This window comes from Microbulbifer discodermiae, from assembly GCF_040742695.1.
Classification (GTDB): Bacteria; Pseudomonadota; Gammaproteobacteria; order Pseudomonadales; family Cellvibrionaceae; genus Microbulbifer.
Genome location: NZ_JBFLAB010000056.1, coordinates 16134 through 28484 on the forward strand (window position 1 = coordinate 16134; position 12351 = coordinate 28484).

Annotated in this window: 11 protein-coding genes; 1 reads left to right on the top strand and 10 read right to left on the bottom strand. The window is 56.9% G+C overall.

Going from position 1 to position 12351, the window contains the following annotated elements:
• Window positions 1-2 precede the first annotated feature (2 nt).
• The 9 genes from AB1S50_RS16145 to AB1S50_RS16185 form a co-directional block, all read right to left on the bottom strand.
• Window positions 3-812 carry a class I SAM-dependent methyltransferase gene (locus tag AB1S50_RS16145; protein WP_367152023.1) on the bottom strand — a complete coding sequence of 270 codons (810 nt, stop codon included), beginning with the start codon at window positions 810-812 and terminating at the stop codon, window positions 3-5.
• Between the two features lie 36 nt (window positions 813-848).
• Entirely contained in the window at window positions 849-1217 is a 369-nt protein-coding gene (locus AB1S50_RS16150) for a SpoIIAA family protein (protein WP_367152024.1), read from the bottom strand.
• Window positions 1218-1298: 81 nt separating this feature from the next.
• Complete coding sequence (locus AB1S50_RS16155; protein ID WP_367152026.1) at window positions 1299-1757, bottom strand: hypothetical protein; 459 nt, start codon at window positions 1755-1757, stop codon at window positions 1299-1301.
• 729 nt (window positions 1758-2486) lie between these two features.
• Complete coding sequence (locus AB1S50_RS16160) at window positions 2487-2840, bottom strand: hypothetical protein (protein ID WP_367152027.1); 354 nt, start codon at window positions 2838-2840, stop codon at window positions 2487-2489.
• Between the two features lie 632 nt (window positions 2841-3472).
• Window positions 3473-3955 carry a hypothetical protein gene (locus AB1S50_RS16165; protein ID WP_367152028.1) on the bottom strand — a complete coding sequence of 161 codons (483 nt, stop codon included), beginning with the start codon at window positions 3953-3955 and terminating at the stop codon, window positions 3473-3475.
• Window positions 3956-4109: 154 nt separating this feature from the next.
• Window positions 4110-4760 (bottom strand): OmpA family protein, encoded by a 651-nt coding sequence (locus tag AB1S50_RS16170; protein WP_367152029.1) that lies wholly within the window; start codon window positions 4758-4760, stop codon window positions 4110-4112.
• Window positions 4761-5439: 679 nt separating this feature from the next.
• A complete protein-coding gene (aceE, locus tag AB1S50_RS16175; RefSeq protein WP_367152031.1) occupies window positions 5440-8154 on the bottom strand; it encodes a pyruvate dehydrogenase (acetyl-transferring), homodimeric type in 2715 nt (904 codons plus the stop codon).
• A 135-nt stretch (window positions 8155-8289) separates the two neighbouring features.
• Entirely contained in the window at window positions 8290-9474 is a 1185-nt protein-coding gene (locus AB1S50_RS16180) for a trans-sulfuration enzyme family protein (RefSeq protein WP_367152033.1), read from the bottom strand.
• Window positions 9475-9669: 195 nt separating this feature from the next.
• Complete coding sequence (locus tag AB1S50_RS16185; protein WP_367152035.1) at window positions 9670-10152, bottom strand: Lrp/AsnC family transcriptional regulator; 483 nt, start codon at window positions 10150-10152, stop codon at window positions 9670-9672.
• An 838-nt stretch (window positions 10153-10990) separates the two neighbouring features.
• Between AB1S50_RS16185 and AB1S50_RS16190 the strand changes: the two genes are divergently transcribed.
• Window positions 10991-11869: a DUF417 family protein gene (locus AB1S50_RS16190; RefSeq protein ID WP_367152036.1), complete on the top strand. Its 879-nt coding sequence runs from the start codon at window positions 10991-10993 to the stop codon at window positions 11867-11869.
• Between the two features lie 357 nt (window positions 11870-12226).
• Here AB1S50_RS16190 and AB1S50_RS16195 read toward each other — a convergent pair.
• The coding region (locus tag AB1S50_RS16195) for a transposase domain-containing protein (protein ID WP_367148845.1) at window positions 12227-12351 on the bottom strand (125 nt) is incomplete at its 5' end.

Consider the following 12351-nt stretch of genomic DNA (forward strand, 5'->3'; position numbering starts at 1 on the left):
AATCAACGGGCAGCGCTAATACCGTGCTTGGTGTAGATATCAAAACGCCCGGATTTACCCTCCAGGGACAGGGCCGGACTGCGATTGGCGAGGTATGGCGCCAGGCGCGGCCGCTTGACCACAGTGCGGTAGTAACAGGCGGTATAGGCGGGGTCCAGCAGGGCGTCGGCATCCAGGTCGGCCCCTACCAGTTGGTGGAATGCCACCATCTCCTTGCGGGCCTTAGCACTCTTCCCCCGCTGCGGAAACATGGGATCCAGATACACCACTGGCAGCGACTCGGGTTCCCGCGCCGCCAGCCAATCCGCCGCCGAAACCCGCTCTTCCCGCAGCGCCAGCCGCCCCCCGATCGCCGCCAGTTCCGGATCGCTTTGCCCGGCCTCATCCAACCGGCGCAGGCCATCCCGCAACAGGGCGCGCACCACCGGGTTGCGCTCCAGCATAGTGACCTCACAGCCCAGGGACGCCAATACAAAGGCGTCTCGTCCCAGGCCCGCGGTGGCATCCAGCACCCCCGGGCGAAAAGCGCCCCGCAATCCCACCGCCCGGGCGATCTGCTGTCCCTTGCCACCCCCGTATTTGCGGCGGTGATTCAGTGCTCCGGAGACAAAGTCCACCGCAATGGGGCCGGGCACCTTGCGCCCGGTCGCCCGCAACTGCAAAACCGCGCCCAGTTCCAGAACATAGGGAATATCGGCGATAACTTCCGGATGCAGGCAATCGAGACAGGGGAGATCCAACTGTTGCGAAAGCGCCTGGGCGGCGGGCAGGTATTGCTCGGCAGTGGCCACCACCGCCAACGACTGGCTCAAGGTAAAAATCCGGAAATATGAAGATCGGCGGAAATCCTAACCCGGATCCTCGAGCCAATCCAGAGCGCTCTGCACCTCGGCGGCAGCGAAGGGCCGCACCTCGGCACTGACGAAGTGGTCCACCAGCCGCGGCATAAACTTCATCAGCGCCTGATCGGACAGCACCGCAATCCGGCGGACATGCTGCTGGTGGTCGTGCACGAAACGCACATGGGACACCAGCGCGACAAAATTCTCCCAGCCGGCAAAATCCTGCGCGTCTATCATCAGTCCGGTGAGTCGACCATGTTCGCGGATGACCGGGTCCACCTGCGCTCCCAGCAGTTGAAAATCCTCTTCCGACAGCGGCCCCCGGGGCCGCACCTCGAGAATTTTATGACCCAGGTGCCAATCGTAATCAATCATCTTTTACAACGCAGAACAACAGGCGCCGCGAGCGCGCCTGTTGTTTTGGGGGAATATCTGGCGATACGGGCGCCGCCCGTATCAGTTTTGCGGTTCGTCCTTTTGCATATCCTCGTTTTGCATTTCTTCGTCCTCTTTTTTCATCTCCTCCGTAAAATCCTTACCGCGAATCTCGTCCGCCGCTTTACCGGCCGCATCCTCCACGTCGTCAACACCTTTTTTCGCCGCATCACCGACGTCTTTCAGGGCGTCGCCGGTTTTATCGGCGGCGTCCTCCACGGCGGAACCCGTATCCCTGGCGGCGTCTTTGAGGGCGCTTCCCGTGTCGCGCATCGCATCCTTGGTCTTGTCCATCATGCGGGAGGAATCCGAATCCGGCGGTGTCTCGGTATCGAGGGGCGCCGACTTCTCTTCCATCGATTCGCTCGATGGCTGGTCCATAGAATCGTAGGCGTCCTTGGCCTTGTGATCACCGCCTCGCGACATGAAGTAGCCGATGATCAACAGTAAAATGATCAGTGGAAGCAGTAGCTTTTTCATAAACCCACCTTTGGCACGACCCCTGACTGTTACATAAACATAATTGCGACATTCCTGTAGGGACAGCACTTGCTGCCACCGCACCGGAAACCCTTATACCGGCTCCGGCCCGGCGCCGCATTCACAGGGGCCCTACTTCAACACCATGACGCCGGAACAGTCTTCACCGCTGGGGAGGCTCCGGAAGAGGTTGGCGCCAACATTGATAAGAATAACCCGCCCAGTGGGTTCTTCAAGGCACATACTCCCCCTGGCCAAGTCTGGATCGCTGTATGTATCCCGCCTGATATGAAAAAAAGTATGATTGTCGCGCCAGTGGCGGGATTCCGCTGCTTAGGAATGCGCGGACATTGGGTCACCCGGGCCTATATCTAAAATGCACTGCGGCAGGATGCCTTTTTCAACAACCTGCTAGGGCACAGGGAAACGCCACCGCCGGGCGGACGCAGGCACTGGTCTTTGAAAAGCAAGCGATTCAACATAATTGCGCAGGTTTGAAAATTGGAAACCCTATCGATGAGGGATCGATCTATTGGATGACTGGATCAGTCAAAAGTTTATTGCAACCCACTGGGTCAAAGAGATATCACCAAGAGCAGACGATCCGATCCCAGGGCAGTTCAATCAAAATTTATCGGGGGAATTACCAAAAATTTTCAACAGACAAATGCTGCACCTCTAATCAACCCGGTGTAAGGAAACTTCTTACACCGGGCAGGCACCTATTACTTACTTATTCAGTTCTGCAAGATTGGTGCAGGTATACATAATAGAGGTTGGACTACTGGTGCTGATACCATTCAAAGTCATCGGCTCATCGACATATATATAATCAGCGTTGACTGAAACAGCTTTCTCCAGTGAAAATTCCACGCAGCGATCATGTGCAGATTTCATAGTGAAATTAGTATAAGGGCAGCTTACTTCAGCAACTTTAGTACAGTTTTCACTGTCCTTGGGAGGTAATTGCGAGGATATCATCGCCGACTCAACACCGGGTACAGGCTTTCTAACCGCGGATTCGATGGCAGCGCAAGCGGTTGTTAAAAGAGCAACGAGTATTAAAAGAACAGAGCTTCTCATTTCATATCCTTAATGACAGTTATTTTTTAAGTAATGGCTTATGCCTATAAAAAAGAGGCAGCCTTCAGGTAGGACTGCCACATTTATATCCCGGCCATGGCAGCTATTGTCGCAAAAACCATCATCGGATAATACCCTTCTATTTATTGATTTTTTAGGAAAAGCAAGCCTTCCTGTCAAAATAACAACCACGATGATTGCAGCTTCCTTTGGCATTTGGGCACATCATCTGTTAATCGGACACACTTCCTCATAGGCATCCTGTGTCAGCAATAACTCACCGGCCATGGAAGTTGAGTGACAAGCAGTGACATCTGAAATCAATTTGCCACTAGCAGGCTGTTGAAAAAGTGGTTTTCAGCAGCCTGCTTTCCCGAACAGGGATGTTCGGGCCGCAAATCAAGCATGTAACTGCTTGATTTGTCGTGGAGGGTTTGCGGACAAGCGCCGCAAACCCGGGTTGAGGAAAGCCAGGGAGGGCTTTTTCAACAACCTGCTAGGCAAGGAATGAAGAAGGGGTGGCCGGGCTGGGTTCATTTTATCGGGTATTGCAGTGATCAACCCGGCAATTTATTTAAGTAACCGGACTAATGACAACCACCGAAAAGGCGTGAGACCGGCGTCCGCTGCGGCTATCCGCGTCCCTCTCCCTCGCGCAGCAGGGCCAGCAGTGGTCCGGCCTTGTCTCCGGGGACAGCCGCGTCGCAGCTTTTGAGCTGCAGGCGTCCCATACTGTCGGCGCTGGCAAAAATCAGGTAGCGGTGACCCTGCACCAGTTTTTTGTCGCAGTCGGTGAGCCCCAGGCGAAAAGCGATCAGCTCCCCTGCCCGACCCTTCCACACCCGCTGTGAAACGGCCGAATAAACATATCCCAGAACCGCCACCATACCCGGTTCGGAAAGCGCATGGTCGATGTCCCGGTGGACACTGTTCACCTGCACTTCCGCCACCAGCTCTGCGGCGGCAAAGCGCTTGTTGAAGCTATCTGCCGACGCGGGTATCTGTGGCTCGCCCGCAGGTTCCTGCGCCTCTATTGGGAATCCCGCCATTGCCATCAGGGCAGCCGCAAAGCCCAGACAGTACCGGATCCGACAGTCGGTTGTGGAAGTGAGCACGGGCTTATCTCCTGCTGTTGGCCAGCTATTCTCAAAGCCGTTGATACCGCGACCGGTGTGTCGGGTCAAGGGGAAACCCCGGGGCAGACCCGGGGCCTGGTGTCTCCGCCGGAGCGCCTGGGACGGGCGGGGGCGTAGCGCCCCCTGTCACGTATTATTGAATCGGCAGCAGCTCCAGCTCCACCCGGCGGTTGGCCTGGCGGCCGGAGGCGGTGTCATTGGTGGCAATGGGATAACGCTCGCCGTAACCCACCGGCTGAATGCGCCCCCCGGCGATGCCGCGACCGGCGAAGAAATTGGCCACGGAGTTGGCCCGGCGCTCACTCAGCGTCTGGTTGTAGACGTCGGTACCTCTGCTGTCCGTATGGCCACTCACACGAATGGCCGTCTTATCGAACTCCTTGAGAACAATGACCACGGAATCCAGGGTGCCGTAGAAGTCGCTGCGGATGTCCGCGCCATTGGTAGCAAAGGTGATGTTACCGGGCATGATCAGGCGGATATTGTCCCCCTCGCGCTGCACCCGAACCCCGGTACCTTCCAGGCGCTGACGCAGTGCCGCCTCCTGGCGATCCATATAGTAGCCGACGCCGCCACCAATGGCCGCGCCGCCGACAGCGCCGGTAAGTGCGCCCTTCTTGCGGTCATCCTTGCTGGCGGTAGCCGCACCGATAATCGCTCCGGCAATAGCGCCGACGCCGGCGCCTTTGGCCGCGTTACTGGTTTTGCTTTCACCGGTGTAGGGGTCCAGCGTGGTACAGCCCACCAGTGAGCTCAATGCGAAAATCGCTACCCATTGCTTCATGTAAGGTTCTCCTAACTCTTCGAGTCCGTTAACGGGTGTGTGAGTAAAGCGGGCGACAAAAAGTTCGCCACACGGGGAATGAGAAGTCTGCCTGTGGCCAGCTGACTGAGAGCTGAACGTCTCATCTCGGGGCGGGAGCCTATGCGGAAAAGCACCCCGGGTCTACGAAACGGTACACACTTCTGGTGGCGGATACTACCACTGAATTCGGCGCCGGACAGATAGCGTCTTCCGGCATCACCGGACGGCCTGTGTGGTTTCCACAGCTTCTGTGGATAACTCTGTGCGTTAATCTTAAATACCCGGTGCAACACGGTGCTATCTCTGGTGAAGACCGGATTGACCAAATATTACACAGCAAAATTTTTTTCTTATTTAACAATAAGTTAGCTCCTGTCAAGAAGTAGGTGTGCCAATTATGTAAATATCCACGCCATCCCACCGATGGGCCGGGTCGAGTGTGGAAAAGTGATATTGGTGGTGGACTGGCGGAATAAACTGTATTACGTGGAATGGGCGTCACCGCCCAGTGGAATAAGCGTCACACAGCAGTCTCAAACCCTTGGGCTGCCCCTGCGGGCGGGTTATATTGGGACAATATCAGCCGCCTTTGCGAGCCGGCGGCCTGCGGGAGTCGATGAACTGATTTCTTCGATGGCGGGAATACGGCGGCACCCAGTCACCCACCGGATTCCCCACCCAGAAATTCATTTTCCATCGCGCGGGGAAACCCATCGAAAACGCCCAGCTCGGTACCCCAGAGCCTCAGGTTGTCCCCGCTTACCTCTCCCTGGTCACAGAGCGCCGCCAGCGCCGCATAGGCGATACTGGCCGCATCCACCTCAAAATACTGGCGCAAATGCTCGCGCGATTCACACACCCCGAAACCGTCGGTGCCCAGGGTGACATAGGGACCGGGCACCCAGCGCGATATGCTGGCGGGCAGAGCGCGCATATAGTCGGTGCAGGCAACTATGGGACCCTCGACGCCGGCAAGCGCTTCCTGCAGCCGGGATTGATGCCCGGTGCCGGGCTCCATCCGCTTGCGGTGTTCCACTCTCTCCGCATCCCGGGCCAGTTCGGTGTAACTGGTCACGCTCCACACACTGGCGGCAACGCCCCGCTCGGCCAGCAGCTCCCGGGCCTGCAACACTTGTTGCATGATGCTGCCGCTGCCGAAAAGCTGTACCGATGGCCCCTGGCCCGCCCCGCTTTCCGCGGGCTGGAAAAGATAGATGCCCCGCTTGACACCACTTTCGATACGCGCCCTTTCCTCCGGCTCGACGGCGGGCATGGAGTAGTTTTCGTTATAGAGAGTAATGTAGTAGCAAACCGGCTCGCCGCGTGTGTACATGGCCTCGATACCCTCGCGCAGGAGTATCGCCAGTTCATAGGCAAATGCGGGATCGTAACTCCGCATATTGGGCACCGTTGAAGCCAGGAGATGGGAGTGTCCATCCTGATGCTGCAAGCCCTCGCCGTTCAGCGTGGTGCGACCGGCCGTGCCACCCAGCAGGAACCCCCGGCACATGCTGTCGGCACCACTCCAGATCATGTCCCCCACGCGCTGAAAGCCGAACATACTGTAGAAGATATACATGGGGATGGTTGGAATGCCGTGGTTGGCATAGGCGGTGCCGGCGGCCAGAAAGGAGGCCATAGCGCCCGCTTCACAGATTCCCTCCTGCAGAATCTGCCCATCCGCCGCCTCCCGGTAGGGCGACAGGCTGTCGGCGTCCACCGGCTGGTATTGCTGTCCGCCGGGGGCGTAGATGCCCACTTCCCGGAACAGCGCTTCCATCCCAAAAGTACGCGCCTCGTCCGGCACTATGGGGACCAGGTACCTGCCGATTTCCCTGTCCTTGAGCAGCCTGGCCATAATACGCACCACCGCCATGGTGGTGGAGAGGGCACGGTCGCCACTGCCGTTAAAAAAGTCGTCCAGCAGTGCGCGGTCCGGCGCCGGCAGCGGGGCGCAATCCACCCGCCGGTAAGGCATAGCGCCCCCAAGTGCGCGGCGCCTTTGGCGCAGATAGCTAGCTTCTTCGGAGTCCTCCGCCGGGCGGTAGAAATCAGCCCTGGCCAGCGCCTCATCCGCGAGCGGGATACCGAGCTGCTTGCCGATGGCGATACGCTCCGCGGCGGAAAACTGTTTCTTTTGATGGGCGGTGTTCCTGCCCTGGGTGGAGGCACCCAGGCCATCCCCTTTGACGGTTTTGACCAGGATGACTGTGGGTCTGCCAATGGTTTGTGCCGCTCGGGCAAAAGCCGCGTAGAGTTTTTTCGGGTCCTGGCCACCGCGCCGGATTTCACCCACCTCCTCATCGGTCAGGCTGCTCATCAGCGCCGCGAGTTCCGGCGAGTTCTCCACCCAGTGCTGGCGCTGGGCGCCCCCGGACCGGGTGGAGTACATTTGGTAATCTCCATCCAGGGCCTGGTCCATGCGTTTTTGCAGCACACCCAAGCGGTCATTTTGCAGCAGCGTATCCCAGCCACTGCCCCAGACCACCTTGATCACCTGCCAGCCGGCGCCGCGAAAACTCCGCTCCAGTTCCTGGATGATTTTTCCATTGCCGCGCACCGGCCCGTCCAGCCGCTGCAGATTGCAGTTCACCACCAGTACCAGATTGTCCAGCTGTTCCCGCGCGGCGATATTGATGGTGCCCAGCACTTCCGGTTCGTCCGCCTCACCGTCGCCGATAAAATTCCAGACCTTGCCGCCGTTGTCCGGTTTTAGTCCGCGGGCTTGCAGGTATTTTGCGAAACGGGCCTGGTAGATGGCGGAAACAGTCGACAGCCCCATGGAAGCCGTTGGCGCCTGCCAAAATCCGGGCATCTGACGCGGATGCGGATAGGACGGGAGGCCGCCACCCGGCTGCAACTGGCGGCGGAAATTCCCCAGCTGCCGCTCCGTCAGCCGCCCTTCCATAAAAGCACGCGCATAGATGCCGGGAGCTGCGTGAGCCTGCACATTCAGCAGGTCGCCCCCGTAGTCCGAATCCCGACAGCGAAAGAAGTGGTTAAAACCCACCTCCAGCATGGTGGCGGCGGAGGCGTAGGTGGCGATGTGGCCCCCCACCCCGGCACCGCTGTCGGCAGCCTGTAATACCATAGCCAGGGCGTTCCAGCGGATCATTTTCTCGATGCGCTGCTCAAGCTGCAGGTTACCGGGATAAGCGGGCTGTTGGGACAATGGAATAGTGTTGCGGTAGGGTGTATTGAGCGGCACTCCATCCGGCTGTATACCACTCGCGACCAGCCGTTCCTGCAGCGCACAGAGTATTTCCCGCGCGCGCCCGGCACCCTGGCACCGCAGAATATCGTCCAGGGACTCCAGCCATTCCGCCAGTTCCAAATCGCCATCGCCAATAAGGTCGTGCGGATTCAATTGCATATTCACGTTGCGTGATTACCCGTCCAGTTTGTGTCGGCAATTTCCCATCGCCGCCTGTGGCTGGGTACCACAGCAGTATGAATCAGCACTGCGCGGCGGCGACAGCATTATTTTTCCGGGGGAGGTGGGCCCCTGTCAGGCGATAGTGTCCAGGGCCTGATCCAGGTCCGCCAGAATATCCTCGGCGTTTTCCAGCCCCACCGCCAGCCGGATCAGCGTGCGGGAAATTCCCGCCGCCGCCAGTTCCTCCGGCTCGTAGGTGGAGTGGGTCATGGACGCCGGATGCTGGATCAGGGTCTCCGCATCACCCAGGCTGACCGCGCGCTTACACAATTGCAATTGGTTGATAAAGGCCACTGCCTGCTCAAAACTGCACTGCAACTCAAACGCCATCACCCCTCCGGCACCCTGCATCTGGCTGCCCAGCAGGCGGTAGCCGGGATGGTCCGGGAGACCGGGATAGTAGATTTTTGCGATGGCGCTGTGCCCCTGCAGGTACTCGGCCACCCGCTGCGCATTCTCGCAGTGGCGCTGTACGCGCAGATGCAGGGTTTTCAGGCCGCGGATAATGAGCCACGCATCGTTGGGGCTGATCACCGCGCCCATGTCCTTGCGGGTGGTCATTTTGATGTGATCCACCAGTTCGCGGGAACCACACAGAATACCGGCCACCACGTCCCCGTGCCCGTTCAGGTATTTGGTGGCGGAGTGCAAAACCAGGTCGATGCCGTGGGTCGCCGGGCGCTGCAGGATGGGCGACAGGAAAGTGTTGTCGATAATAGTGGTGATACCCAGCTCCCGGCCTATGGCTCCAATGACATCCAGGTCGATCACTGTCAGACAGGGATTGATTGGCGTCTCACCGTAAATCACTTTGGAATTCGGCTGGATAGCGGCGCGCAGCTTCTGCTCGTCCTCCAGGTCCACAAAGCTGACTTCTATGCCCAGCGCCGGCAGCTGATGACTGAACAACGCAAAGGTGCAGCCGTAGAGGCGGTGGGAAGTAATCAGGTGGTCGCCGGCTTTCAACAGGCCGAAAACCGCCGCGGAAACGGCACCCATACCGGAACCGAAAGCGGCCGCCGCCTCGGTTTCCTCCAGTATCGCCATGCGGGCTTCCAGTTCATCCACCGTAGGGTTGCCCAGCCTGGAATAGATGTGGCCATGGGCATCGCCGGCAAAACGGTCCGCGCCCTGCTGCACATCGTCGAACACAAAGGTGGAAGTCTGGTAGATGGGCGTCGACAGGGGGCCGTGCTCGCCCTGGGACGGTTTGCCACCGTGAATCGCGTTGGTTTCGATATTGTTAGATTTCCACATGTGTGCCTCTTTATGGTTTTCAGCTAGGGCCTAGCAGGCTGTTGAAATTCGAAGAATTTCGACGCCTGGTACCGGAATATGGATGTTCCGGAAAAATCGGCGACGCCTAAGTCGTTGATTTTGGGAGAAAAGTGAAAATCACATTTTTCACTTTTCGTGTTTTGAAACAGGCAGGATGCCTTTTTCAACAACCTGCTAGAGTTCCGGCAGGTCCAGCTGGGTTGTCTGCTTGAGCGCCTTCAACACTATGCTGGTATGAATCCTGGCAATGCCCGGGAGAGGTATCAGCCGTGTGGCAATAAACTGGTCGAGCGCGCGGTTGTTCACCGTGGATACCTTGAGCATATAGTCGTACTCACCGGTGACATGGAAGCACTCCAGCACTTCCGGCATGGCCACCAGGCTATCCAGAACCCCCGCAATGCGCTGGTGCTGGTGCAACTCCAGAGCGATCTCAATCAGTGCCAGGTTGTCGTGGCCCAGCTTTGCCCGGTTGAGCATCGCCGCATAGCCGCTGATATAACCCTCCTCCTCCAGCCGCCGGACCCGCGCCAGTGTCGCCGGTGGCGACAGGTGCACCCGGTCCGACAGGGCCACATTACTGATGCGCCCGTCAGCCTGGAGCACTCGCAGAATGGCGATGTCGGTGCGATCCAACGACGAAGCTGAGTTTAACATTGGGAGTCCTTTGCAGATTTAAGTTAAGTAAAAATAAGTATATTCCGAATATTATTAAGTATCAGTACCAAAAACACCGCAAGAGCGAAAAATATTCTGCCGGGGAATTGGCCCTTTTGCCGATTGTTAGGTCTCCATAGTCACGGGGGGCGGGTCCCTTGTAGCGGGCCAATGGGATTTACGAAAGCAGGCGTGAGGCATCCCCTGGAGGCCCGGCAGCTTGTGACACTGAAGAGAAGCGGGTTTGTCCTCTTGAACACCCCTGGAGGCCTTTCCAAAGACCTGGATCAGGCGCAACACATAAGATAGAGAAGAGGCTGCAAACAAATGGCTTGAGGCGCCGTTTAAGCGGCAAAACGCACCAAGGCTGCCGAAAGGTACTGTACCCTTGGATTTGCTGATTAATTGACCAGGCGAATGATTTTTTAACCAAACTCAATCCCGAGTGTAGGGATTTGGCCATAATTGAAATTTTTATGGCCAGCCCGGTAAGTATTTGGGACTTTTTGAGACAAAGAGTCCTGAATGGCAATTTATAGCTTAACGACAGCTTGTATGCCTGGATAGGCCTGAGCGTAGAAGCAAGGTTATCTCAGTAAGTGTAAATAGGCCCTGGCAGGTTACTTAAAAAATCTTAGTCAGCAGCCTTCTGTCCCGAACAGGAATCTTTGGGGCACAAATCAGGCGAGTAGCAGCTTGTCCTGTCGTCGAAGGTTTGCGGACAGGCACCGCAAACCCGGGTTGCTAAAAGCCAGGCAAGGCTTTTTCAACATGCGCTTAAAAGGCTCCGGCAAATTCGCCCCTGCCTCATTGTTTCCCGAACAAAGGAGTTTGATGCATGAATCTTTCCTATTTTTTTAACATCCCCGCGCGTCACGTCAATGCCGTCGCCAATTGGACTGTGGTTGGGTATCTCCTCTGGACAGGCATACTTTCATTTGGAGAAACCGGCACCCAGCTGATCACTAACTGGTTCAGCGGGCATATTCTGTTCTCCGGCTTCGATAGCACATGGGTACTGATGGCCTGGCTGATTGGCGGCTTGAAACTCCTCACCGCGATTGGCCTCAGCCAGCCAAACCGCCACAGTGCCAGTTATCAGTGGGCGGCGCTGACGGCCTTCATACTCTTTATCGCCCCCACTACGCTTCTACTGACCAACCCGGTTTGGGTGGAGTCCTATGGTGGCTTTCCCATTATTGGCTCGGGCCAGGGGATCATAAAATACTTCTCCATGGCCGGTGTGGCGCTTTATTTGTATGCCCTGGCCACTTCATCACAAAAATGTCAGCGCATAGCGGTTTGGCTCTGCATATTCGGCGTTGCCATTGTGATGGGATGGATCGGCGCCATGAAATTCTTTGAGTTCGAAGCCCAGGGAATTTCCCGCTTGATGCAAACCAATATTCTGTTCTCCTGGACTTACACCCTCTGGAGCACCCAGGGCGCATCAAACTTTATTGGTATTGTGGAGATTATTTTCCTGCTGGCGCTCCTGTGCGCGCCCCTATCCAGGTACATCGGCCTGTTTGGACTGGCGGGCATATTCGCCACAGCCTTCGGGACCACAACCTTTATTCTCAACACCCCAGGGTACGAGGGTTTTCTCCTTAACCTCAACAGCACCGGCCAGTTTATTATTAAGGACTGGTTATTGTTTGCCGCCGCGCTGATATTCTATACTTCAGTAGTCAAGCGGAAACCTGGGCCGGCTTAAGCTGCCGGGTCGATTAGGGACAAAAGGGAATTTTCACAGGGATTGTGTCCAGGGCCTGTTTACACTATACCCATTGGGAAACTGATACCCGCCATCCCCCAATCGCAGCCTCCGGATTGAGCCACTTTTCCGGAGGCTTGGGGCCGACTTTCCCCACAAGTAGCTTAGCTGTTAAGCTCTCCAATCCAGAAAATTTCTCCGGCTAAATCTCACCTTCACTCCCGCCTTTTATAGAAATTTAAAGCAATTTCCACGAATGTAAAATTAGTGTCCCCATGCTTTTTGTATAGGCAATTGAATCCAGCAATACTCTAATGGAATGGCTTGCCCGGCCCATAAAAGGTAAGCGTCCGGGCATCACACCTTGTCAGCAGGAACCCAGTTATGGGGCAGCAGCTCGCCGATAGCACTGGCGCGATGCATCGGTAATCGCTGCATCACATCTTTCAGATACGCAAAGGGATCATGACCATTCAGCTTGG